The 24017-nt window shown below is 73.7% G+C and carries 22 protein-coding genes; 10 read left to right on the top strand and 12 right to left on the bottom strand.

What is annotated here, in order from left to right; all coding sequences use genetic code 11:
- Positions 1–64 precede the first annotated feature (64 nt).
- A complete protein-coding gene (locus ACFSBI_RS00240) occupies positions 65–247 on the top strand; it encodes a hypothetical protein (protein WP_377931172.1) in 183 nt (60 codons plus the stop codon).
- A gap of 44 nt (positions 248–291) precedes the next feature.
- Here ACFSBI_RS00240 and ACFSBI_RS00235 read toward each other — a convergent pair whose 3' ends face one another.
- The 5 genes from ACFSBI_RS00235 to ACFSBI_RS00215 form a co-directional block, all read right to left on the bottom strand.
- Positions 292–1314, bottom strand: coding sequence for a LacI family DNA-binding transcriptional regulator (locus tag ACFSBI_RS00235; RefSeq protein WP_377931171.1), 1023 nt, complete (start codon positions 1312–1314; stop codon positions 292–294).
- Between the two features lie 51 nt (positions 1315–1365).
- Positions 1366–2388, bottom strand: a complete 1023-nt coding sequence (locus ACFSBI_RS00230; protein ID WP_377931170.1) for a formylglycine-generating enzyme family protein — start codon at positions 2386–2388, stop codon at positions 1366–1368.
- Complete coding sequence (locus tag ACFSBI_RS00225) at positions 2385–3755, bottom strand: sugar porter family MFS transporter (protein ID WP_377931169.1); 1371 nt, start codon at positions 3753–3755, stop codon at positions 2385–2387. Before ACFSBI_RS00225 ends, ACFSBI_RS00230 begins: the two co-directional genes overlap by 4 nt.
- A 42-nt stretch (positions 3756–3797) precedes the next feature.
- The gene (locus ACFSBI_RS00220; RefSeq protein WP_377931168.1) at positions 3798–5246 is read right to left on the bottom strand and encodes a sulfatase family protein; all 1449 of its coding nucleotides are present in this window, start codon (positions 5244–5246) and stop codon (positions 3798–3800) included.
- Between the two features lie 68 nt (positions 5247–5314).
- Complete coding sequence (locus ACFSBI_RS00215) at positions 5315–7300, bottom strand: glycoside hydrolase family 2 protein (RefSeq protein ID WP_377931167.1); 1986 nt, start codon at positions 7298–7300, stop codon at positions 5315–5317.
- 165 nt (positions 7301–7465) lie between these two features.
- Here ACFSBI_RS00215 and ACFSBI_RS00210 point away from each other — a divergent pair, with 165 nt between their 5' ends.
- Positions 7466–8650 carry a mandelate racemase/muconate lactonizing enzyme family protein gene (locus ACFSBI_RS00210; RefSeq protein ID WP_377931166.1) on the top strand — a complete coding sequence of 395 codons (1185 nt, stop codon included), beginning with the start codon at positions 7466–7468 and terminating at the stop codon, positions 8648–8650.
- A gap of 339 nt (positions 8651–8989) precedes the next feature.
- Here ACFSBI_RS00210 and lgt read toward each other — a convergent pair whose 3' ends face one another.
- A complete protein-coding gene (gene lgt / locus ACFSBI_RS00205) occupies positions 8990–9892 on the bottom strand; it encodes a prolipoprotein diacylglyceryl transferase (RefSeq protein WP_377931165.1) in 903 nt (300 codons plus the stop codon).
- Positions 9893–10078: 186 nt separating this feature from the next.
- On the opposite strand from lgt, the gene ACFSBI_RS00200 reads away from it, so the two are divergent.
- The 4 genes from ACFSBI_RS00200 (at position 10079) to ACFSBI_RS00185 (ending at position 13339) form a co-directional block, all read left to right on the top strand.
- Positions 10079–10507, top strand: coding sequence for a DUF6069 family protein (locus tag ACFSBI_RS00200; RefSeq protein WP_377931164.1), 429 nt, complete (start codon positions 10079–10081; stop codon positions 10505–10507).
- 210 nt (positions 10508–10717) lie between these two features.
- The gene (locus ACFSBI_RS00195) at positions 10718–10981 is read left to right on the top strand and encodes a hypothetical protein (protein ID WP_377931163.1); all 264 of its coding nucleotides are present in this window, start codon (positions 10718–10720) and stop codon (positions 10979–10981) included.
- Positions 10982–11186: 205 nt separating this feature from the next.
- Entirely contained in the window at positions 11187–12791 is a 1605-nt protein-coding gene (locus ACFSBI_RS00190; RefSeq protein ID WP_377931162.1) for an alkaline phosphatase family protein, read from the top strand.
- On the top strand, positions 12791–13339 hold the full coding sequence (locus tag ACFSBI_RS00185) for a hypothetical protein (RefSeq protein WP_377931161.1): 549 nt from the start codon (positions 12791–12793) through the stop codon (positions 13337–13339). The genes ACFSBI_RS00190 and ACFSBI_RS00185 overlap by 1 nt, the downstream gene beginning before the upstream one ends.
- An 81-nt stretch (positions 13340–13420) precedes the next feature.
- Here ACFSBI_RS00185 and ACFSBI_RS00180 read toward each other — a convergent pair whose 3' ends face one another.
- Positions 13421–15472, bottom strand: coding sequence for a potassium transporter Kup (locus tag ACFSBI_RS00180; protein ID WP_377931160.1), 2052 nt, complete (start codon positions 15470–15472; stop codon positions 13421–13423).
- A 108-nt stretch (positions 15473–15580) separates the two neighbouring features.
- Positions 15581–16891 (bottom strand): ABC transporter substrate-binding protein, encoded by a 1311-nt coding sequence (locus ACFSBI_RS00175; RefSeq protein ID WP_377931159.1) that lies wholly within the window; start codon positions 16889–16891, stop codon positions 15581–15583.
- A gap of 171 nt (positions 16892–17062) precedes the next feature.
- Here ACFSBI_RS00175 and ACFSBI_RS00170 point away from each other — a divergent pair, with 171 nt between their 5' ends.
- Positions 17063–18070, top strand: a complete 1008-nt coding sequence (locus ACFSBI_RS00170; RefSeq protein ID WP_377931158.1) for a LacI family DNA-binding transcriptional regulator — start codon at positions 17063–17065, stop codon at positions 18068–18070.
- 15 nt (positions 18071–18085) lie between these two features.
- Here the strand turns inward: ACFSBI_RS00170 and ACFSBI_RS00165 are convergent, their stop codons facing one another.
- Positions 18086–18490: a MerR family transcriptional regulator gene (locus tag ACFSBI_RS00165; protein ID WP_377931157.1), complete on the bottom strand. Its 405-nt coding sequence runs from the start codon at positions 18488–18490 to the stop codon at positions 18086–18088.
- 165 nt (positions 18491–18655) lie between these two features.
- On the opposite strand from ACFSBI_RS00165, the gene ACFSBI_RS00160 reads away from it, so the two are divergent.
- Both ACFSBI_RS00160 and ACFSBI_RS00155 read left to right on the top strand, forming a co-directional pair.
- Positions 18656–20149: a SulP family inorganic anion transporter gene (locus tag ACFSBI_RS00160; RefSeq protein WP_377931392.1), complete on the top strand. Its 1494-nt coding sequence runs from the start codon at positions 18656–18658 to the stop codon at positions 20147–20149.
- Between the two features lie 34 nt (positions 20150–20183).
- Complete coding sequence (locus ACFSBI_RS00155) at positions 20184–21263, top strand: glycerate kinase (RefSeq protein ID WP_377931156.1); 1080 nt, start codon at positions 20184–20186, stop codon at positions 21261–21263.
- A 124-nt stretch (positions 21264–21387) separates the two neighbouring features.
- Here the strand turns inward: ACFSBI_RS00155 and ACFSBI_RS00150 are convergent, their stop codons facing one another.
- Positions 21388–21945 (bottom strand): uridine kinase family protein, encoded by a 558-nt coding sequence (locus ACFSBI_RS00150; RefSeq protein ID WP_377931155.1) that lies wholly within the window; start codon positions 21943–21945, stop codon positions 21388–21390.
- A 45-nt stretch (positions 21946–21990) separates the two neighbouring features.
- Positions 21991–22152: a hypothetical protein gene (locus tag ACFSBI_RS00145; protein ID WP_377931154.1), complete on the bottom strand. Its 162-nt coding sequence runs from the start codon at positions 22150–22152 to the stop codon at positions 21991–21993.
- 150 nt (positions 22153–22302) lie between these two features.
- Here ACFSBI_RS00145 and ACFSBI_RS00140 point away from each other — a divergent pair, with 150 nt between their 5' ends.
- The gene (locus ACFSBI_RS00140) at positions 22303–22848 is read left to right on the top strand and encodes a GNAT family N-acetyltransferase (RefSeq protein ID WP_377931153.1); all 546 of its coding nucleotides are present in this window, start codon (positions 22303–22305) and stop codon (positions 22846–22848) included.
- Positions 22849–22964: 116 nt separating this feature from the next.
- Here ACFSBI_RS00140 and ACFSBI_RS00135 read toward each other — a convergent pair whose 3' ends face one another.
- Positions 22965–24002, bottom strand: coding sequence for a methionine synthase (locus ACFSBI_RS00135; RefSeq protein ID WP_377931391.1), 1038 nt, complete (start codon positions 24000–24002; stop codon positions 22965–22967).
- Positions 24003–24017: the final 15 nt, after the last annotated feature.

The raw sequence follows: 24017 nt of genomic DNA, 5'->3' as shown, positions 1-24017 counted from the left end.
ACCTTGGTGCAGCGACCCGGGTGCCGCACGGGCGGCGTCCGGGTGACGAGTTCAGACTGACAGCGTGAGCACGGGGAGCATCGCGGAGGAGCGGGCCGTGCACGTCCGCTCCCGCGGCCTCCGTCTGCTGCTCGGCGAGGACGGCGACCCGGTCTGGGTCCGCCCCTCGCTGCTGGCGCTGCTCACGGGCTCGGGAGTGCTCTACGGCGTGATCTTCGCCGACGCCCTGGTCGGCGCCACGCACTGATCGCACCCTCGAGGCGCTGCCGTTCCGCAGCCGCGCTCCGGCCGTCACCCCGCCGGAGCGACGGTCGACGCGCGAGGCACCACTCGGTGGTCGACGAGGATCTGACGGGCCTCGGCGAGCGGGGCGTCCCGGCGGCGTTCGAGCGCGTCGATGCTCCGGCTCGCGATGCCGGCCATGTCGTAGGCGACGGAGGTGAGGGTCGGGGTCGTCCAGCTCGCGTCGGGGGTGTCGTCCCACCCCAGGACCGCCACGTCGTCCGGCACCGCGACCCCGGCGGCGTGCAGCTCGCGGAGCGCTCCGATCGCGAGCAGGTCGGAGGAGCAGACGATGCCGTCGACCTCGGCGATGCGGGGGAGCAGGCGTCGCAGGGCCTCGGCGCCCTCGTCGCGGCTCGACTCCCGCACGTGCAGAACGGTCGCCGCACCGGGCGTCAGGCCGGCCGCGACCCTCGCGTCCTCGAAGCCGAGCTCGCGGAGCCGCCCGGGACCCGTGCCGAGGCCGATGAAGGCGAGCCGGGAGCGGCCGAGCGCGAGCAGGTGCGCGGTCGCCTCACGAGCGGAGCGTCGGCTGTCGATGGCGACGTGGTCGAACCGGTCGGAGCGCACGTGCTCGCCGAGCAGCACCATCGGGGTCGCGCTCCGGTGGCTGTCGAGCTCCGCCGGGTCGATCGCGACGGGCAGGAAGACGACGCCGGACAGGCCGAGCTCCGGGTAGCCGCGCGCCGCGTGACGCTCCTGATCGAGCCGTCCGTCGGTCTCGTCGATCAGCAGCGTGATCCCGCGACGACGCGCCTCGGCCATGAAGGCGTGCGCGAGGCCGGCGAAGTAGGGCGAGGTGATGTCGGGCACGACCAGCGCGACGGCGTCCAGGCCGCCGCGGCGCAGCTGCCGGCTCGCGAACGAGGGGACGTAGCCGAGCTCGTCGATCGCGGCCAGGACCCGGGCCCGCTTCTCGGGCCGTACGTTCGGGTGGTCGTGCAGCACGTTCGACACGGTGCTCGGCGCCACCTCGGCAGCTCGAGCGACGTCGGCCACGGTCGGCCGGCTCCGTCGCCCGCCGGTGCTCATGCCCCCATTCTCGGCCGCCGGCGCCGCGCGGGCGGCACAGGAGCGGTCGGATCAGGCCGCACGGTCCACGGCGACCGTCCGGAACCCGACGTTCCCGGCCGATGAGTCGGGGGTGTTCGAGGTGCGGGCGGAGTTGCGGTACCGGTTGCAGTACGAGTCGTGGCAGAGGTAGGAGCCGCCGCGCAGCACGCGGGACGCGCCGGGCGCTGCGACCGGCCCGGTCGGGTCTTGGACCGCGCCGAGCGCCGCGTCGCGGGCGTAGGTCCGGGCGTCCCACCCGTCGGCGCACCACTCCCAGACGTTGCCGACGGTCTGCCTCAACCCGTACGCATTCGGGGCGAACGCGTCGGCGGGGGCGGTGGTGAGGTAGCCGTCCTCCAGGGTGTTCGCATCAGGGAACGCGCCCTGCCAGATGTTGAGGGGCCAGTCCTCACCTGCCGCGGGTCGCAGCTCGTCGCCCCACGGGTACCGCAGCCCCTCCTCGCCGCCGCGCGACGCCGCCTCCCACTGCGCCTCGGTCGGCAGCGCCCGGCCGGCCCAGGCGCAGTACGCCTCCGCGTCGTACCAGGAGACGTGGACCACGGGATGGTCCGCCAGGTCCGCGATCGTCGAGCCCCGGCCGGCGGGGCGGCGCCAGTCCGCGCCGAGCACGCCGAGCCACCACGGGGTCCCGGGCGGCACGCCGATCACGTCCGCGTCGTCGCCGTCGAAGGCCAGGTGGAACACCGCGGAGAACCCGGCGCGCTCGGCGTCGGTGCGATGACCGGTCTCGTCCACGAACCGGGCGAACTGCGCGTTGGTCACCGTGGTGACGTCGATGGAGCAGGCGCTCAGCTCGACCGGATGCACCGGGCTCTCGCCGTCGCCTCGTCGTCCGTCACCGCAGGCGTCGCCCATCAGGAAGCGCTGCGCCGGCACCCGCGCCTGCTCGATCCGGTGCCGCGCCGCCGAGGGCGAGGGGTGCTCCGCCGCCGGATGAGCGCTCGCGGGCGCGGTGGTGATGCCGGCTCGGGACATGGTCGGGGCGCAGCAGCCCCCGCCGTGCGCCCCGAGGCCGACGACCGCGTCGGTCATCGTCGGGTCACCAGGTCCGCCTCGATCTGCTCGAGCGACCGGTTCCGCGTCTCGGGCACCATCAGCAGCGCCCAGAGGAAGGCGATCACGCCCATCACCGCGAACCCGAAGAACACGGTGGAGGCGCCGGTCGCCAGCAGCGACGGGAAGACCAGGCTGATCACGACGCTCGTCAGCTCGGTGAGGAAGGTGGCGATGCCGACGGCGGCGCCGCGCACCGCGAGGGGGAACATCTCGCCGAAGACGATCCAGACGATGCCGCCCCAGCTGAGCGCGAACGCGATCTGGAAGACGGCCAGCCCGGCGACGGCGAGCACCCCGGCGCCGCCCGTGACGGCGCCGTCCCGTGCCCCGAGGAACACGATGCCGAGCACCGCCATGCTCAGCGCCATCAGCAGCGCGCCGAACATCAGCGGCTTCTTGCGGCCGAGCCGGTCGACGACGAAGTACGCCATGACCAGGGTGAAGATCAACCCGAGCGTGGAGAGGCCGACGTTGGCGGTGATCGCGGCGGCGTCGCTGAACCCGATGCCGGTCAGCACGGTCGGGGCGTAGTAGGTGATCGCGTTGATGCCGATCAGCTGCTGCAGGATCCCGAGGCCCGAGCCGATCACGAGGAGGCGCAGGAGCAGCCGGGACCGCAGCAGGGTGCGCCGGGCACCGGAGTGCTCCTCGGCGTTCACCGACCGGATCGACTCGATCTCGGCTTCGACGTCCCCCGGGCTCCTCGTCCCGGCGAGGATCGCGCGGGCCTCGTCCACGCGTCCCCGGCGCACGAGCCACCGGGGGCTCTCGGGCAGCCGCAGCGAGCCCACGAGCATCGCGAGGGCGGGCAGCGCGCCGAGCCCGAACATCCAGCGCCACCCGCCGGTGGGGGTGAAGGCGAGGCTGATCAGGCTCGCCACCAGCACGCCGACGGTGATCATGACCTGGAACAGGCCGCTCGCCGAGCCGCGCCGCACCGCCGGTGCGATCTCGCTCAGGTAGACCGGGATCATCGCGGTCGCGATGCCGACCGCGAGCCCGAGGACGATGCGGGCGATGACCAGCACGGCCGCCGTCGGCGCGAACGCCGCCGCGAGGATGCCGACGATGTAGAGGACGGCGCCGCCGGTCAGCATGGTGCGGCGCCCGAACCGGTCCGCGAGCGGACCGACGCCGAGGGCGCCGACGAGTGAGCCGATCAGGGCCGCGCTCACGACGAGTCCGGTGACGCCCGGGCTGAGGCCCAGCGCCGGTCCGGCGAACAGCAGGGCGCCGGACACCACGCCCAGCTCGTAGCCGCGGATGCCGCCGCCGAGCGCGCCGATCGCGTAGCTGCCGCGGCCGATCACCCTGCGCGGGGTCGCGGAGGAGGTCGTCGTCATGAAGTGCCTTTCGGATCACGGCGCCCTCGGGCGCCGCAGGAGTCAGAAGTTGGCCGTGCGGGCGGGCAGCGGGTCTGCGGTGAAGGCCATCCGCTCCGCCAGGCGGGTGAGCAGGTCCGCCTTCACGGCGACGTGCTCGGGAGATCGCCAGAGGTTGCGGTGCTCGCCGGGATCCGCCTCGAGGTCGTAGAGCTCGCCGGCGTCGATGCCGTGGAAGGCGACGAGCTTGTGCCGGGTCGTGCGGATCATGGTGGCCTGGGGCTTCGGATCCGGGTGCCACGGCATCGCGTTGTAGTACTCGGAGTAGACGCTCTCGCGCGGGGCGGTCGCCGCCGCGTCCTGGCCCGTCAGGTCCGCCCAGATCGAGCGGCCCTGCATGCCCTCGTGCCGGGGGAGGCCCACGGCCTCGAGCAGCGTGGGGGCGAGGTCGACGAGCTCGACCAGGTCCTCGATGCGGCGCCCGCCGGGGACGGTGCCGGGCTGGGACACGATCAGCGGCACCCGCACGGCCGGCTCGTAGAAGTACGGGCCCTTCAAGTAGATGCCGTGGTCGCCGAGCATCTCGCCGTGATCGGTGGAGAACACCACGATCGTGTCCTCGAGTTGCCCCGTCTCCTCGAGCGACCGCAGCATGCGACCGACCTGGACGTCGATCAGGTCGCACATCGCCCAGTACGCCGCGCGGACGAGCCGGTGCTCCCGGTCGGACATCCCGTCGTAGTGGTACGGCTCCTCACCGCCGTAGGCGTTCTCGTGGTCGATGCGCTGGAAGACCGGCTTGTCGGCCAGCTCGCCCTCGACGTAGTCGGGCAGCGGGATCTCGTCCAGCCGGTCGAGGTAGCGCTGCAGGTAGGAGGCGGGCGGGTCGAACGGGTGGTGCGGGTCGAAGATGTTGACCGAGAAGAACCACGGCGTCCGGGCGTCCCGGCCGGCTTCGATGAAGTCGATCGCCGTCTCGGCGCACCAGGTGGTCTGATGGGCCTCCTCGGGCATGCCGACCAGGACGTGGTCGGAGCCCTCCAGGGGCGGTGTCGAGTAGGTGACGCCCTTGCGGTGCAGCCAGTGGTGGTACTCGTTGCTCTGCCACTCCGGGCGCGGGTCGTGGGACCAGTGGAACTCCGAGTAGCCGTCGTCGATGCGGGGCTCGGTCCCCGGGGAGACGCTCCAGTGCGATGCGGCGACGTGCAGCTTCCCCGACAGGCCGCACACGTAGCCGGCGTCGGCGAGCAGGCGCGGCAGCAGCACCTCGCCCTCGGGGATCGACTGCCCGTTCTGCCGTGCCCCGGTGGTGCGCGGGTACCGCCCGGTGAGGAAGCTGGCGCGAGAAGGCGTGCAGACGGGGCTCTGCGCGTAGGCGGCGTCGAGGATCGTCCCGCCGGCCGCGAGCGCGTCGAGGTTCGGCGTGCGCGTCCACCCGTTGCCGTAGGCGCCGAGGGTGTCCCAGCGCTGCTGGTCGGTGCAGATCCAGAGGATGTTCGGTCGATCGGTCATGCGTCGTCCTTCCGTCGTGGGTGCGGGGGAGCGGGGCTCGGGCGCCGGGCGGCCCGCGCCCGCTGGGGTCATGAGGCGGGCTCGGCGTCGGCGACGCCGCGCGTCGCCGCGGTGAGGCGTGCGCGGTCGCCCTTGAGCACCCGTCGGTCGTACGTGTAGAGGCCGTTCACCTGGAGCTCCGCGTCCTCGAACAGGTTGTAGTTGGCGGCGCTCAGGCCGTGGTCGCGGACGAACCCCGCGACCTGGTGCAGCGCCTGCTCGTAGGCGCTCGTCAGGCCCTCGGCGCCGGCGACGACCTGGTTCGGGCGGCTGTGGCCCGGGTACCACTCGTGGCCCTCGACCGCGTAGCCGAACGCCCCGAACTCGCCGATCACCGCGGCGCGCCCGTCGCTCGTCGGCGGGACGGGCCCGGGGTCGTGCGACCCGAGGTTGTGCCAGTCGAGCACGTCGCCGCCGCCCTCGTCGTAGTCGGCGGTGGTCGTGCCGCTCATGTCGTCGATGAGGCGGGTGGGGTCGATCGCGTGGACCGACTCGCCGACACGCGCGAGGTCGTACGCGCCCCAGCCCTCGTTGAAGGGGATCCACATCACGATGCAGGGGAACGCGCGGAGCCGGCGGACCACGGCCGCGAGCTCGCGCTCGAACTCGACCTTCCCCTTCGCCGGCGGCTGCGCGGGCGTCGCCTGCTTCGGAGGCTGGCGCCCGGTGGCGGTGGCGGGCATGTCCTGCCACACGAGCACCCCGAGGCGGTCGGCCCAGTGGTACCACCGGTCGGACTCGGTCTTCTGGTGCTTGCGGATCGTCGTGAAGCCGAGCCGCTTCGCCTGCTCCACGTCGAAGCGGAGCGCCTCGTCCGTGGCGGCCGTGTACAGGCCGTCGGGCCAGTACCCCTGCTGCAGGCAGCTGATCTGGGACCGGAACCGGCCGTTCAGCACGATGCGAGGCGTGCCGTCCACCTGCTGGACCTCGACCGAGCGCATGGCGAAGTAGCCCGTGACGCGGTCGCGGCCGGCGGCCATCACCTCGACGTCGACGTCGTAGAGGTGCGGGTGCTCGGGCGACCAGGCGGTGAAGCCGGGGAGGTGCACCTGCGCAGACCGGCCTCCGGAGCCCGCGACCCGCGCGACCGTCCGGCCGCCGGAGCGCACGGTGAGGCGGACCGGGTGCGACGCCCCGTCCGAGAGGTGCACCGCGATCCCGGCGCGCTCGTGCGGCAGTTCGGGCGTCACGACGATCTCGGTCACGTGCACCGTGTCGACGGGCTCGAGCCACACCGTGCCCCAGACGCCCGACACCGGTGCGTAGTAGAGCTCGCTGTGCGGCGTCGCGGGGTCGAAGGCGGTCGTCCGCTGCTTGCCGAGCGGCTGCACGCCGTCCTCGGTGGGGTCCTCAACGGCGACGACCACCTCCTGGTCGCCGCTGGGCCGGTGGTGACGGTCGAGGTGGAGCGCGTCCGTCACATCGAAGGAGAACCGGTCGTACGCGCCGCGGTGCGTTCCGACCTGCTTCCCGTTGACCAGCACCCGGGCGGACCAGTCGACCGCGTCGAAGTGCATCAGGAGACGCCTGCCCGCGCCGATGCGCCACGAGGTCGGCACCCGGAACCGTCGGCGGTAGTGCATCGCCGCCTCGTGCCGCATGATCCCCGACAGCGCGGACTCGACGGGGAACGGCACCAGGATGCGCTCCGCCAGATCGGCGCCCGGACGGATCGTCGCGCCGGAGGAGACGGCGGCGAACTGCCAGACGCCGTTGAGGCTGCGCCACTGCTGACGCACGAGCTGCGGACGGGGGTACTCCGGGAGGGCGTGGGAGGCGGAGACCTCGTGGGTCCACGGCGTGGTCAGCCGAGGCCGCTTCGGTCGCCACCCGGTCTCGACCGGCTGATCCTGGGGGAGACGGCTCGGAGACGGGCGGAGGTCCTCCGCGTCGGCGCTCGTCCCGCCGGCGGCCACGAGGGCGCCCGCGGCGCCCGCGGCGACGGCTCCGTGCACCACCGCCGCTCGGGTCGGGCCGGACGGGCGGCGCTCCTCCGGGATGTCGGGGTGCTGCATGCGGACTCCTTCGTCGCTCCGGGCAGGTCCTGTGGACGGTAGCCCTTAATTTGCAACGCTACAAGTATCGGACGAGGGGTTGACCTCACAGGCGCCGAGCAGGCTCTCGGATCGCCGGCTTCACGGGCGCCCTCTGCTAGACCGGAGGCGGTCGAGGGGGAGCGGATGCGACGCAGCGAGGTCACCGGGTTCGAGGTGCTGCACGCCGATCTCGGCTGGCGGTCGGTCTCGTTCCTGAAGCTCACCGCCGGCGGGATGACGGGCTGGGCCGAGTTCAACGAGGCGTTCGGCGCGCCGGGACTCGGTCGCGTGGTCGAGCTGCTGCGACCGCGCGTGCTCGGCGCGGACCCGATGCGGGTGAACGCCGTCGTCGGCGAGCTCACCGCGTACCTGGCGCCCGCGGCGAGCGGGATGAACCGGATGGCGATCGGTGCGGTCGAGAACGCGCTGCTCGACCTGAAGGCCCGGCTGCTCGACGTGTCGGTCGCGGACCTGCTCGGCGGCGCCGTGCGCTCGCGCCTCCCGGTCTACTTCTCGCACTGCGGCTCCTACCGCTTCGGCACCACCGCGGAGCTCGTCGGGAAGGCGCCCCTGCGCACCTGGGACGACGTCGTGGCGCTCGGCACCGAGGTGCGCGACGCGGGCTGGCGGGCGCTGAAGACGAACGTGCTCGCGCTCGACGACGAGGAGGTGCGGGGCCGCGCCTTCGGCTGGGCGCGCTCGCCCGGCGTCGGCGGCTCGGACTGGGACGACCGGATGATCGAGCAGACCGTGCGGACCGTCGCGGCGCTGCGGGAGGGCGCCGGCGACGACGTCGCGATCCTCGTCGACGTCAACTTCCTGCTGCGCACCGACGGGTACCGGCGGCTCGTCGACGGGCTCGCCGGGCAGCGGCTCGGCTGGCTCGAGCTGGACGGCGTCGCCCCGCGCGCGCTCGCCTCGCTGCGCGACCGCGCCGGCTTCCCGGTCGCCTCCGGCGAGTCCCTGTTCGGGATGGCGGAGTACCGCCCGTACCTCGAGGCCGAGGCGCTCGACACCGCGATCGTCGACGTGGTCTGGAACGGCGTCGGCGAGGCGACCCGTATCGCGGCGATGGCGGACGCGTTCGGCGCGACGGTCGCGCCGCACAACTTCTACGGCCCGCTCGCCACCGCGATGTCGGCGCAGTTCAGCGCGGTCGTGCCGAACCTCGCGCGCACGGAGGTCGACGGGGACGGCGTGCCGTGGCGGGACGAGCTGCTGGTCGAGCCGCTGGTCGTCGAGGACGGCTTCCTCGACGTCCCGGACGGCCCGGGCTGGGGCGTCGAGCCGGACGAGGACGCGATCCGGCGCCACCCGGTGGCGGGCTGACGATCGCAGCGGCCCTCCTCGCGGACGGCGGTCTCGGGACGGCGGTGCGCGCTCAGCGGGACCGGCGCAGTACCAGGTGCCGCCGCGAGTGCGCGGGGTTGTCCGGGTCGAGATCGGCCGTGGCGAGGTCGTCGGACGTCAGCGGCCGGAGGCGCAGGTCCACGGCGATGCACCCCTCCCCGGCCCGGTCCGTCCCGGTGCCTCCACCGTCCTCCGCGCCGATGCGGCCGGCAAGCCCTCCTCAGAAGCGGGCCTCGAAGATCCGCCAGACCTGCTGCGCGACGAGGTCCGGCGAGACGGTCCCGTGACGACGCATCGCCCGCGCCCGCGGCAGGGTCCTCAGCGCCGGGCCGTCTCGACCTCCGGCTCGGTCGCCTCCTCAGGCACGACGGGCTCGCGCCCGGGCAGCCAGGGGGAGGGCTCGGCGCCGGAGTGCCGCAGCCCCTGCACGACGAGGATCGCGACGCCGATCGCGACCGCGCCGAACGACGCCCAGTCGTTCGCCGGGATGCCGAGGAACGCGTCGCTCGTCGGATCGATGCGGATCGCCTCCAGCCAGCTGCGGCCGAGCCCGTACCAGACGAGGTAGACGCCGATCGCGCGGCCCCAGTGCAGGCTGACGCGCCGCTCGAGCAGCAGGATGATGCCGATCCCGATCAGGTTCCAGACGATCTCGTAGAGGAACAGGGGGTGGAAGAGCGTCCCCGCCGGGTAGCCCGGCGGCAGGTGCGGATCGTCCGCCGGGATCTGGAGCCCCCACGGCAGCGTCGTCGGCAGCCCGAACAGCTCGTGGTTGAACCAGTTGCCCAGCCGGCCGATGGCCTGCGCGAGCAGCATGCCGGGCGCCATCGCGTCGACGAAGGCGGTGAACCGGACGCCCGCGCGGCGGCAGGCGATCCAGATGCCGAGCGCGCCGCCGAGCATCGAGCCGTAGATCGCGTTGCCGCCGTCCCAGATCGCGAAGACGTTCCAGAGGTTCGCGCCGGGGTAGAAGTAGTCGCCGGTGTGGGTGAGCACGTGCCAGATCCGGGCGACCACGATGCCGAGCGGCACGACCCAGATCGCGGCGTCGACCACCATCGAGCTCGGCACGCCGCGGCGGCCGAGGCGTCGCTGCGTGACGAGGATCGCCGCCGCGATGCCGGCGAGGATGCACACCGCGTAGGTGTGCACGGTCAGCGGGCCGAGGTGGAACTCGGCCCAGGCCGACGGCGGGCTCGGGATGGCGGCGAGGACGGGCACGGTCCTCATTGTGCGCGCCGACCGCCGCGTCGGCGCGCCACGGCGGGGGCCGCGCCGCCCGGGGAGGCGCCCCGACCTACTCCCGACGCAGCAGCGCGGGATGCTCCGCCGGTCGGACGACAGCGATGAGCGGCTGCGCGAGCGTGGTCCCGCGCCCGCCCGGGGCGCATCCAGAAGGAGGAATCGATGACCTCGACCGCGCTGCCCACCACCGCCGCCCCGATCAGCCGCATCGCGGGCGCTGCCGCCCTCGCCGCCCTGCTCACCGCCGTCGTGAACGTCGGCATCGCCTCGGCGGCGCTCGCGCTCGGCGCCGCGCAGACGCCGGCGCTCACCCCGCCCGCCGACATCACGCTGTCCGTCGTCGCGGGCGTCGTCGGCGCCATCGGGTGGGCGCTCGTCCGCCGCCGGGCGGCCGACCCCCGCCGCGTGCTCGTCCGGCTCGTGCCGGCGGTCCTGCTCGTCTCCTTCGTCCCCGACGTCGTGCTCGCGGTGCTGACGGCCGGGCAGACGGGGCTCGCGCCGATCCTCGCGCTCGTCGTCATGCACGTCGCGACGATCACGATCGCCGTCGCGGTCTACGCCCGGCTGCTGCCGGTGCACGGCTCCCGCTGAGCCGTCGCCGGGCGGGCACGCTCCGCAGCGAGGCTCCGGCGCCGCAGGCACCTCGTCGAGTGCACTCCCACGCGGTGCAGGGGCGAGTGAGCGCGCACGCACACGTGCTTCCCGGGTGGGGCGGGCGACACTCGTCCGGCCCTCCCGATCGGCGAGGGTCCCGCCGGCCCGCCCGCGGCCGGAGGCACGAGCGCGTAAGGGGCACGACCCGTGAACATCGCCGACCTGGTGGTCGCCCACCCGCCGGAGCGCCGCGACGTCGGCATCCGGTACGACAACCGGCTGCACCTCGTCGAGGACGCCAAGAAGATCTACCTCGAGCTCGGGGTCCCGTGCGAGCTGCACGAGCGCTCCATCAGCTACGCCGTGTCGAAGCACGCCGCCGGCTGGTACGCGGGCGCCTTCGAGCGACTCACGGGTCACCCGGCCTTCAACGAGTGGGACGAGCCCGCCGGGAGCCGCGCCGCCGGCTGAGTCGGGGCACCGGGCGTTCTCGCGTCGCGACGCGGCACGGCCCGAGGGGTTCGGACCGTGCCGCGTCGCGACGCGAGCGGCCGACCGGAGCCGAACGATCGAGTCCTCGCACGAACGGCGTCCGGAACTGGTCGTGCGCCGTGAGCGGCGCGGTGTTCATCCGCCGTCCATCCGCGCCGGCCTCGAGCGGTGCTGTGCTCGGCGCATGAGATCGATGAGAGGTCCGCTGCGGCGGACGGCCGCGGTGCTGGCGGTCGCAGCGCTCGCGGTGCTGCCGACGGCGACCCTGACCGGCGCCGGACTGAGCGGCGCGACGGCTGCGTCCGCCGTGTCGCAGGGGCGGTACACGCCGCCGAAGATCAAGCACGTGTGGCTGATCATCCTCGAGAACAAGTCCTACGAGGCGTCGTTCACCGGGCTGAACCAGAACTCCTACCTCTGGAACACGCTGCCCACGTACGGAGCGCTGCTGCGCCAGTACTACGGCACCGGGCACTTCAGCCAGGACAACTACCTGTCGATGGTGAGCGGCCAGGCGCCGTCCCCGGGGCCGCAGGCCGACTGCCCGCTCTACAACCCCACCGGGCCGCTGCGGCAGGTCGCCGACGGGCAGTACGAGATCCTTCAGGACACGAAGAAGGCCGACGGCACCTACTTCGACGGCTCGACCCAGCCGGGGTGCGTGTTCCCGGCGCGGGTGAAGACCCTCTTCGACCAGTTCGACGCGGCCCACGTGTCCTGGAAGGGGTACATGCAGGACATGGGGAACGACCCGTCGCGCGAGCAGACGACCTGCGGCGCACCGGTCGGCGGCGTCGGTGCGGCCACGCCCGACCCCGGCTCCGCCGAAGGGCCCTACGCCTCCCCGGCGTCCCCGCAGAACCCGTCGAAGACGATCGACGACCAGTACGTGCCGAAGCACAACCCGTTCCCCTGGTTCCAGTCGCTGACCGACGACGGCACCTGCGCGAAGCGGGTCGTGCCGCTGGCGAAGAACCTGGTCCACGACCTCGCCAAGGAGCGGACCACGCCGTCCTTCTCCTGGATCTCGCCGAACAACTGCAGCGACGCGCACGACGCCACCTGCAAGGGCGACAACCTGTCGGGCGGCAGCGACGCGCTGACGGGCGAGAAGCGGACGCCCGCGAACACGCAGGGCGGGCTGTACGCGGCGGACCTGTTCCTGAAGCAGGTGATCCCGGCGATCATGAAGTCGAAGGCGTACCAGGACGGCGGCCTGATCGACGTGACGTTCGACGAGGGCTTCCCGCCGTACAGGTCCTACGGCAACTCGATCGCCGACAAGGACTACCAGCCCGACGCCGGCCTCGGCACGATCACCGGAGCGAAGAACCCCGCCCTGAACGGCACGAGCGTCGAGGCCCAGGCGAACACCGCGCAGTCGGTCGTCGCCTGCTGCGGCGAGCTGCCCGGACCGAACACGACGCAGCCCGGCGACCAGGCGTTCAACCAGGACACCACGCCCGGCGGCGGCATCGTCGGCTCGGTGCTGCTGAGCCCGTACATCACGCCCGGATCGGTGTCGGACCAGCCGTACAACCACTACAGCTGGCTGCGGTCGATGGAGGACCTGTTCGGCGTGCGCCACGGCGGCACGGACGGCCACGGCCACCTCGCCTACGCCGCCGCGGACGGCCTGCGGCCCTTCGGACCGGACGTCTACAACAACCCGAAGGGCCGCGTGCTGCAGCCGAGACCGTCGGGCACCGGCGGCCTCTACACCGCCGTCGCGACCCTGACCCGGACCGAACGGCCGATCTCCTACGCCTCGATCGGCAGCGGAGGATGATGCGGCCGCCCCTCGCGGCGGCCGGGATCGCGGCGGTGCTGGCCCTCGTGGGCTGCACCGCCGCCCCCGCGCCCCGGGCAGGCGTCGCAGCCCACAGCGGGGCGTACCCGGTCGCCGCGGCGTCCGCTGCCCCGACGACCGTGCCGACCGTGCGGCCCGGGGGCTACGCCCTGGTCGCGGCCGGCGACCCCGTCGACGTGCACCTGCCGCACGCGGACCTGCGGCTGACGGTCGCGGGACCCGACGTCGACGTGCCCACGCCGCCGCCGGGGCAGCCGATCAGCGGCACGAGCGCGCCGGGCGTGCTGACCGTGACCGCCGTCGCCGTACGCGGCAGCACCGCGATCTCGAGCGCGCAGTTCCTCGGGCTGGACGAGGACCAGGACCGCTTCGCGCTCCGCACGGACCGCCGCAGCGGCACGGCGAGCCCGGGGCACCCGGTGACGCTGCACCTGCGGTCCCGCTTCGCGACCGGCCACACGACGCTCAGCTGGCGGCCTGCGGGCCGCCCGCTCGTCACGTGGGACTTCACGATCGAGATCGACTGACTCCGAGCGCTTCCACGTCGCGACGCGGCACAGTCCGAAGGGTTCGGACCGTGCCGCGTCGCGACTCGAGCGGCGGCGCGGTCAGATCTCGACGTCGGTGCCCATCGTGACCGTGCGGGTCGAGGGCAGGTTGAACCGGCTGGCGGGGTCGGCCGCGTTGTGGGCGAGCGTCACGAACAGCCCCTTCCGCCAGCGCGCCATGCCCGTCGGGCGGGTGCGCCGGATCGCGCCGCGCGAGACGAAGTACGACGCGCGGTCCATCTCGTCCGGGTCGCAGCCGAGCACGCCGCGCTCGCACACCGCGCGCAGCGCGGCGGGCACGTCGGGCTCCTGCGAGAACCCGAACTCGATCGAGACGTGGTCGATGCCGTCGTCGTAGCCGAGGTCGTCCGTGCGGTACGCCTGCTCCGGCGGGACGACCGGCACCCCGACCACCCGGATCGACACGATGACGACCCGCTCGTGCAGCACGTGGTTCGCCTTCACGTTGGCGCGGAGCGCGAGCGGCACCGACTGCGCGTTCGGGTGGGGGAAGATCGCGACGCCCGGCACCCGCGGCAGCCCGGCGGCGCGCAGCTGCTCGATGAAGTCGGCGAGCGACCCCTCCTTCTCCTTCCGGTCCTCCTGCACGAGGAAGCGCCCCCGCCGCCAGGTGGTCATCACCGTGATGACGGCGAGCGCGATGAGCAGCGGCACCCAGCCGCCCAGCAGCACCTTCGACAGGTTCCCGGCGAGGAAGACCAGCTCGAGGCCGCCGAATGCGATCGCCGCGAGCACGACCTTCCAGGGGCGCCAGCGCCAGAGCACCGGCGCGACGATCAGCAGCAGCACGGTGTCCACCACCAGCGCGCCGGTGACCGAGACGCCGTAGGCGGTCGCGAGCCGCTCCGACGACTCGAAGGCGAGGATCATCACGAGCACCCCGACGAAGAGGATCCCGTTCACGACCGGCAGGTAGATCTGCCCGCCCTCCTTCTCCGACGTCTGCCGCACCGTGATCGGCGGCAGCACGCCGAGCTGCACCGCCTGGCGGGACAGCGAGAAGGCGCCGGAGATCACGGCCTGGCTCGCGATCACCGTCGCGACGGTCGAGAGCACGACCACGGGCAGCTGCAGCCAGCCGGGGAAGAGCAGCAGGAAGGGGTTCTCCTTCGCGCCCGGCACGTGCAGCACGAGCGCGGCCTGGCCCAGGTAGTTCAGCGTCAGCGCGGGCAGCACGACGAAGAACCAGGCCCGGCGGATCGGGGAGCGGCCGAAGTGGCCCATGTCGGCGTACAGCGCCTCCGCCCCCGTGATGACGAGCACGACCGCGCCCATCGCGACGAACGCGATGCCCGGGTGAGCGAAGACGAACGCGACGGCCCAGGTGGGGGAGAGGCCCTGCAGCACGTTCGGGTAGCGGATCGTCGCGACGAGGCCCGCCGCGGCGAGGGTGCCGAACCAGAGCACCATGACCGGCCCGAACAGGTTGCCGACCCGGCCGGTGCCGAAGCGCTGCACGAGGAAGAGCCCGACGAGGATCACGACGGCGATCGGCACGACGAGCTCGGCGATGCCGGGCGTCGCGACCTCCACCCCCTCGACCGCGGACAGGATGCTGATCGCCGGCGTGATGACGGAGTCGCCGTAGAACAGCGCGACGCCGACGATCCCGATCACGAGCAGCGCGCCGACCCGTCGGCCGCGGTCGGCGTACAGGCGCTGGGCCAGCGACGCGAGCGCCATCACGCCGCCCTCGCCGTCGTTGTCCGCCCGCATCAGCACCGCGAGGTACTTGATCGACACGATGATCGTGACGCTCCAGAACATCAGCGACACGACGCCGTACACGTCGTCGGGGGTGGCGCGCACCGCGCCGTCGTCGATCGTGAAGACGGTGCGGAGCGCGTACAGCGGGCTCGTGCCGATGTCGCCGAAGACGACCCCGAGCGCGGCGAGGGCCGCGCCCGCGACGCCCTTGCGCACGAGATCGTGGCCGGGCCGCGGGTCGTGCTGCTCGGTGACGGGCGTCTCGACGTGCTCCGGCCGCTGCTCGTGCTCGGGCTCGACGTCGGGCTCGTCGGGCCGGTCCTGCTCCTGGTGCTCGAGGCCGGTCCCCGAGGCGGTGCCCCGGGGCTCGCTGGCGTCGCTCATCCGCTCCTCCTCGCGCCCCGCCGTCGGGACGCCAGGCTGCAGTGTGCTCCCTCCTGCCGGGGGATGCGGTGCACCCGCCGGCAGGAGGTCGCGCGAGGCGGCCGGCGGTCAGTCCTTGAGGCTGGACATGAGCGTCGTCTGCAGCGTGCTCAGCGCCTCCTTCGGCCCGAGCTGCAGCGAGATCACGTTCTGGCCGAAGGTCGTCATGGGCGGGGTGCTGTCGACAATGGTCACGTTCGAGAACAGGGCCGCGCCGCCCGGTGCCGCCCACGTCTTGCAGATCGGCTGCCAGACCTCGATCATCTTCGCCGCGTTGGGGTCGGACTGGAACTCGGGCGTCGCCGCGATCGACTTCAGCACCGGCAGGCCGATGCCCGTCTTCTCGGTCCACAACGGCTTCATTTTGCGGATGTAGTAGGTCAGGAACGCCTCGGAGCCCTTCTGGCTTGGGGTGTTCGTGTACATCATGATGTTGTTCGGGAAGGACAGGGCGCCCTTCTGGCCCGACGGACTGGTCAGCGGGTCGCCGACGACGACGTCGGTGAGGAACTTCCCGCCGAGCTGGGCGGGCAGGCCGGGTGCCTCGACCTGCATGCCGAACTTGCCCGCCTTCCACTGCGCCTGGGTGTTGGTGGTCGAGTAGCCGTTGCTCCTCGGGTCCGCGTAGCCCTTGCGGATCAGCTCCTGCACGTACTCGAGCGCCTCGATGTTCGCCGGCGTGACCAGGTTCGGCTTCTGCTCCTCGTCGAAGATCCCGCCGCCGTTGTTGATCATCCAGCCGACGATCGCCTGGAACGCGTTGCCCTGCGCGCCGCCGCTCAGCCCGAAGCCGTAGACGCCGATCCGCTTCAGCGCGGCGCAGGCGTCCTTGTGCGACTGCCAGTCCGTCGGCGGCTGCACACCGGCCTTCTGCAGCAGCGACCTGCTGTACCAGAGCACGCGCATGTCGAGGTTGTACGGCACCGCGACGTAGCCCTTCTCGGTCTTCATCGCGTCGAACACGCCCGGCAGGAAGTCGTCGTAGAGGCCGTTCGACTTCCACGACTCGATCAGGTCGTCGGCGTAGGCGATCTTGCCCTCCTTCGCGAACTGGAACGCCTGCGTGCCGCTGCCGCTGCTCACCGCCGGGCCGGTGTTCGCCGCGATCGCGGTGGAGAACGCCTGGGTGAAGGACTGCCAGGCGATCGACTGGTAGGCCGCGGGAGGCAGCCCGTCCTTCGGCTCGTACGCGGTCGTGATCTCGCGGTCCTTCGCGATGAAGGCCGTCGAGCCCCACTGCATGTTCCAGAACTTGATCGGGCCGCTCCCGCCCCCGCTGCTGCTACCGCCGCCCGTGCTGCAGCCCGCCAGCGCCAGGGCGGCGAGCGCGCCGCCCGATGCGCCGAGGAAGCCCCGACGAGAGATCCGCGTGGTGGTCATGTCGAACCGCCTCTCCGCCGGCGCCTCTGCCGGCGATCACCCAGTGCCCGCACGGACGGCCGTGTCCGTGCTGCTGCGTCCCTTCCATGATCGGCACGGAGGCAGGAGGCGGGCAAGCGAAACAGAAACTCTTCTTTGCGCAAACTCCTCGGCGCCCCTAGCCTGCGGAGCATGGCGGGCGGCGGGCGACGGCAGACCCTCCGCGACGTCGCGACGCGGGCCGGCACCAGCGTGCCGACGGTGTCGAAGGTCCTGCGCGGCGGCACCGACGTCTCGGAGCGCACGCGGGACCAGGTGATGGAGGCGGCGCGCTCGCTCGGGTACGTGGCGCGCGCGACCCGGCAGGGCCGCTCCAGCGCGCTGTCGCTGATCGACTTCGTGGTCAGCGACATGCACGGCACCTGGGCGCACGAGGCGCTCAGCGGCGTGGAGGAGGCCGCGACGGAGGCGGACCACGACGTGGTCCTGACCATCTCCCGGCGCGAGGGCGGGTGGGCGCATCGCGTCCTGCGGCGGCGCTCCGCCGGTGTCGTGATCGCCCTCGTGGACGCGACGACGGAGCAGCTCGACCTGCTGCGCGCCGCCGGGCGCCCCTTCGTGCTGATCGATCCGATGAGCCGGCCGCCCGCCTACGCGGCGAGCGTCGGCGTGACGAACTGGGACGGCGGCCGCGCGGCGGCGGAGCACCTGCTCGCGCTCGGCCACCGCCGCTTCGTCGCGATCGGCGGCACGCGCACCCACCTCTACAGCCAGGCGCGGCTCGACGGGTTCCGCAGCGCGGTCGAGGCGCAGCCGGGCGCCGAGCTCGTCGGGACGGGCTGGGCCGACTGGCTGCGCGAGCCTGCGGGGGAGGTCGCCTCGGACCTGCTGCGGCGGCACCGCCCGACCGCCGTGTTCTGCTGCAACGACCTCATGGCCGTCGGGGTCTGCGACGCGGCGGCGTCCCTCGGGCTGCGCGTCCCGCAGGACCTCAGCGTCGTCGGCTTCGACGACGTGCCCGAGGCGGCCTGGCTGACGCCGCAGCTGACCACGGTCCGGCAGCCCACGGCGGAGCTGGGCGCCGCCGCCGTGCGGATGCTGCTGCGCATGTCGGGCGACGGCAGCGGCCCGCCCCCGCACATCGACCTGGCGACCCGTCTCGTGGAGCGGGCCTCGACGGCCGCGGCGCCCGTCGCCTGACCGCGCAGGTCGCCCTCAGGGCGCCGGCGTGCCCGGGTCGGGCAGGGCGGCGAGCCGGCCGAGGAACTCGTCCGCCATCGCGAGGCGCTCCGCGAGGCGCGCCCGTCGGTCCTGCGCCTCCGCGACGAACGCGGCCACGCGCTCCTGCAGCGGGCCGGTGTCGTCGGGGTGCTCCAGCCGGTCGACCAGGTCGAGCAGGTCCGCCATCTCGTCCAGGGAGTAGCCGAGCGGCTTCATCCGCGCGATGAGCAGCAGCCGCTCGACGTCGCGGGCCGTGTACAGGCGGAAGCCGCCCTCGGAGCGGCCGGCGGGCCGCACCAGCCCCAGCTCGTCGTAGTGCCGGACGGTGCGGTGGGAGAGGCCGGTGCGCACCACGACGTCGCCGATGCGGAAGGTCGGCCCCGCGTGCGCGTCGGTCACCCCGCCTCCAACTCTCCGGTAACGTGAGGGTCACCGCGCACGCGGCGACCGGATCGGCCGCACCATCATGGGGCACCGGAGTCGCCGGGCGCGGCGCGCGCCGTCGCGCCCCCGCCGTCCCGCGCGGGCCGCGCGCCCGCCACCCGCCCCCACGAGGAGCCCCTCATCACCGCCGTGCCCGTGCGCCCGCACCGCTCGCCCACCGTCGTCGAGGCGATCCGCTCGCCGCGCCTGCTCACCCGGGAGGTGCTGGCCGGGCTCGTCGTCGCCCTCGCGCTGATCCCCGAGGCGATCTCGTTCTCGATCATCGCCGGCGTCGACCCGCGCGTCGGCCTCTTCTCCGCCTTCGTGATGGCGGTGGTCACCTCCATCGTCGGCGGGCGGCCCGCGATGATCAGCGGCGCGACCGGCGCGATCGCCCTCGTCGTCGCGCCGCTCATGCGCGACCACGGCTACGCCTACCTTGTGACCGCGGTGCTGCTCGGCGGGGCGCTCCAGATCGTCCTCGGAGCGGTCGGCGCCGCCCGCCTGATGCGGTTCGTGCCGCGCAGCGTGATGGTCGGCTTCGTCAACGCGCTCGCGATCCTCATCTTCGTCGCGCAGCTGCCGCACCTGATCGGCGTGCCCTGGGCCGTCTACCCGCTCGTCGCGGCCGGCATCGCCGTCATGGTGCTGCTGCCCCGCTTCACGACCGCGATCCCGGCGCCGCTCGTCGCGATCGTGCTGCTCAGCGCCGTCGTGCTGCTCACGGCGATCCCGGTGCCGACCGTCGGCGACGAGGGCGCGCTGCCCGACAGCCTGCCGACCCTCTTCGTGCCGGTCGTCCCGCTCACGCTCGAGACCCTCACGATCGTCGGCCCCTTCGCCGTCGCGGTCGCCGTCGTCGGCCTGCTCGAGTCGCTGATGACCGCGAAGCTCGTCGACGAGATCACCGACACCGGCTCCAGCAAGGGCCGGGAGGCGATCGGGCAGGGCGTCGCGAACATCGCCTCCGGCTTCGCGGGCGGCATGGGCGGCTGCGCGATGATCGGCCAGACGATGATCAACGTGAAGGCGTCCGGCGCGCGCACCCGCGTCTCGTCGTTCAGCGCCGGGGTGCTGCTGCTCGTGCTCGTCGTGGGGCTCGGCCCGATCGTCGGGCTGATCCCCATGGCCGCGCTCGTCGCTGTGATGGTCATGGTGTCGGTCGGCACCTTCGACTGGCACAGCGTGCGGCCCTCGACCCTGAAGCGGATGCCGATCGGGGAGACCGTCGTGATGGTCGCGACCGTGGCGGTCACGGTCGCGACGGGCAACCTCGCGAGCGGCGTGGTGGTCGGCGTGCTCATCGCGATGACGGTCTTCGCGCGCCGCGTCGCGCACTTCGCGACGGTCGAGCGGACCGTGACGGACGAGGGCGTCGCCCGCTACCGGGTCGACGGCGAGCTGTTCTTCGCCTCGAGCAACGACCTGACGACGCGCTTCGACTACGCCGGGGACCCCGACCGCGTCGTCGTGGACCTGAGCGGCTCCCACGTGTGGGACGCGTCCACCGTCGCCGCGCTCGACGCGGTCACCACGAAGTACGCCCAGCACGGCAAGTCGGTCGAGATCCACGGCATGAACGACGCGAGCGCCGCGATGCACGGGCGGCTCGCCGGGACGCTGCCCGGCCACTGACCGGAGGCCGGGCCCGGTGCGGGAGGCTGCTGCCGTGCGCATCGTGATCGCCCCGGACTCGTTCAAGGGATCGATCCGGGCGGGCGCCGCGGCCGCCGCGATCGCCGCGGGCTGGCACGCCGAGCGCCCGGGCGACGAGGTGCGGCTGCTGCCGCAGGCCGACGGCGGCGAGGGCACCCTCGACGCGCTGGTCGCCGCGGTCTCGGGCGCCGAGCGCCGCCCCGCGGGGGTCGTCACCGGCCCGGACGGGCGGCGCCGCCCAGGGGAGTGGGTGCTGCTGCCGGACGGCACCGGCGTCGTCGAGCTGGCCGCGGTCTCGGGCATCGAGCTGATGGCGGCCCTCGACCCGCTCGGCGCGACGACCCGCGGCCTCGGGGAGGCGATCGGCGCCGCGCTCGATGCCGGCGTCGCCCGGCTCTGGATCGCGCTCGGCGGCTCCGCCTCGACCGACGGCGGCACGGGTGCGCTGGCGGCGCTCGGGGCGCGCCTCCTCGACGCCGCCGGCCGGGCGCTGTCGGACGGGGGCGGCGCCCTGACCGCGCTCGCCGCGGTCGACCTCGCGGGGCTGCGGAAGGCGCCCGAGGGCGGGGTGCGGCTGCTCGCCGACGTGACGGCGCCGCTCACCGGGCCGACCGGTGCCGCGGCCGTCTTCGGGCCCCAGAAGGGCGCGACGCCGGACCAGGTCGCGGACCTCGACGCCGGGCTCGCGCGGCTCGCGGAGCGGCTCGGGCCGGGCGCGGACCGCGCCGGGGCCGGCGCGGCCGGCGGCACGGCCTACGGGTTCATCGCGGCGTGGGGCGCCGAGGTGGTGAGCGGTGCGGCGCTCGTCGCCGAGGCGACCCGGCTCGCCGCCGACGTCGGCGCCGCGGACCTCGTGATCACGGGGGAGGGGCGCTTCGACGCGACCTCGCGGCAGGGGAAGGCCGTCGGCGCGGTGCTCGGGCTCGCGGAGCGCGCGGGCGTGCCCGCGGTGGTGATCGCCGGCAGCGCGGAGGCCCGTGGGGCGATCGAGCTCGCCGCGCTCGCCGGCGGCGCGGCCGCGGCGATGGCGGAGCCGGCCCGCTGGCTCGAGGCGGCGGGCGCCGAGGCGGCGCGCCGCTCCACGCGCCGCTGAGCGGGCCGAGGAGCCCGGCCCTGCGGCAGGACATCCGCCCTGGAGCAGGAGGAGCGCCCGGCGGATGTCCTGCCGGCGGGCGGATGTCCTGCCGACGGGCTCGGGCTCGACCGCGGCGGCGCGCTCAAATGGTGGTGTCGACGATCAGGTCGGCGCGGGCGCGGGTGCCGTCCGCGGCGAAGAACGCGGCCTCCTCGCGCATCCAGCGATCCCAGAGCGCGCGGTGCGACTCCCCGTCGCGCCGCAGCCCGCGGAGCAGCCGCAGGTCCGGGGGCGCCTCGACCCACAGTCGGCACGCGAGGCGATCGGCGACGGCGGCGCGGGTCGAGGTGACGCCCTCGACGACGACCACGGGCGCCCACGGCACGGTCCGCCACTCGGCGAGCCCGTCGCCGAACTCGTCGCCCGCCCAGTCGCGCGCCTGGTAGCGCGCGTCGCGCCCGGCGAGCAGCGGCGCGACCACCTGCTCCTCGAAGCGCGGCCACCAGGCGCCGAAGTGCTGCCAGGTGACGAAGTCGTCCACCTTCACCACGGGTGCGTCGAGACGGCCCGCGATCGCCCTGGCGAGGGTGCTCTTGCCGGAGCCGGACGGCCCGTCGACGCCGATGAGCCTCGCCGTCGCGCTCGGCGCGGCGAGCCGCGCGTCGACCACCCGCATCACCTGCGCGAGGTCCGGCTGCACGCGCCTCATCCTCCTCCACGGGCACGCTGACGGGTCTGACGCTCCTCAGGGCTGCTCGGCCAGCCGCAGCCGCAGCCGCTCCCAGTCGTCGAGCGCGCCCGCGCTCGTGCGCCGGGCCAGGAGGAGGAACTCGGAGCAGTCGGCACCGTCCGCCGTGCTCGAGCACGGCGGCATCGGCAGCGTGGAGAGGGCGTCCGGGTCAGACACCTGCCGGACGGTACCGACGCCCCGCACGATCGGCCCCACCCGCAGGGGTGTGATCCGCCCGAGCCGGGCAGCAGATGCGGGCGGTGCCGACCGCGTCGGCGGAGGCCCCACTGCTTCCCTGCGGGGCCGTGCGGCGGTACGGTCCGCCGGGTGTGCGGGAGGCGCGAGCAGGACGACGGAGCGTGGCGCGGCGTGCGGCTCCGGGACGCGGATCGGCGCGACGAGGCCGCGGTGGTCCGGATGCTTGCGGCGGCGGAACGGTGGGCGCACGCGAGCACCGGCGCGCCGGCCGGACCCGGGGACTTCCAGAGCCTGGCCTACGCGCTGCCCGAGGGCGCGACCGCGGACCAGAAGCGGCTGCTCGTCGTCTGCGACGGGGACGAGGTCGTCGGCGTCGTCGACGCCGTCGTCGACTGGCCGGAGCCGGGCACGGTCGCGATCGGCGTGTTCCTCGTCGACCCGGTGCTCCATCGCCGAGGGATCGGATCCGCCGCGCTCGAGGTGGGGTGCCGCGCGGCCCGCAGAGCCGGGGCGCGTCGCATCCGAGCGAGCTGTCCCGCGGGCTGGGCGGAGGGCGAGGGGTTCCTCCGCCGCAGCGGGTTCCGGCGACTCGACCCCGCTCCCGTCGTGATGAATCGCGTGGTGCACCCGCACGAGGATGAGCGCCGCATCGATCCGTGGCTGCTCGAGATCTGAAGGCTCGCGCCCGCGGGCGACGACCGACGCGGGCGCGATCGGCGGATCCGGGCGGGTTCGACCGTCCGATCCCGCCCGGATGCGCCGATGCCGCCCGGATCGCGGTGCGGCGCGCGTCAGGCGGTCGCGCTCGACAGCTCCTCGCGGACGATCGCCGCGCCCGCGGCCAGCGCGGACAGCTTCTCCTGCGCGACCCGTCGCGGCAGCGGCGCCATCCCGCAGTTCGTGCTGGGGACGAGCTTCTCGGCGTCGACGAAGCGGAGCGCGTCCCGCAGCACCGCCGCGACCTCCTCCGGCGTCTCGACCTGCTCCGTCGCCACGTCGATCGCCCCGAGCATGACCCGCTTGCCGCGGATCAGCTCGACGAGGTCGACCGGCACGTGGGAGTGCTGCGCCTCGAGCGAGACCGTGTCGATCGACGACTGCTGTAGGAGCGGGAAGAACTGCTCGTACTGCCGCCACTCGGACCCGAGGCTCGCCTTCCAGTCCGTGTTCGCCTTGATCCCGTAGCCGTAGCAGATGTGCACGACGGTCTCGGCGCGCAGCCCCTCGGCGGCGCGCTCGAGCGCGGCGACGCCCCAGTCCCGCACCTCGTCGAAGAAGACGTTGAAGGCCGGCTCGTCGAACTGGATCACGTCGACGCCCGCCGCCTCCAGCTCGCGCGCCTCCTGGTTCAGGATGCCCGCGAACTCCCACGCCAGCTTCTCGCGGCTGCCGTAGTGGCGGTCGGCGAGGGTGTCGACCATAGTCATCGGCCCGGGCAGCGCCCACTTGATCGGCTGGTCCGTGAGGGTGCGGAGGAACGCCGCGTCGTCGACGAAGACGGGGTGGTCGCGCCGCACGTCGCCGACGACCGTGGGCACGTCGGCGTCGTAGCGGTCGCGGATGCGGACGGTCTCGCGGTGCTCGAAGTCCACCCCGCTCAGGTGCTCGATGAACGTCGTCACGAAGTGCTGCCGGGTCTGCTCGCCGTCGCTCAGGACGTCGATGCCGCGGCGCCGCTGCTCCTGCACGACGGCGCGCAGCGCGTCCTGCTTGCCCTCGACGAGCGTCTCGCCCTCGAGCTTCCAGGGCGACCACAGCCGCTCCGGCTCCGCCAGCCAGGACGGCTTCGGCAGGCTGCCGACGATGGCGGTGGGCAGCAGCGCGGGCACGGAGGCCTCCCGCCC

It is taken from the genome of Amnibacterium endophyticum (assembly GCF_042680685.1).
Taxonomy (GTDB): domain Bacteria; phylum Actinomycetota; class Actinomycetes; order Actinomycetales; family Microbacteriaceae; genus Amnibacterium; species Amnibacterium endophyticum.
This window is presented reverse-complemented; position numbering and strand designations above follow the sequence as displayed.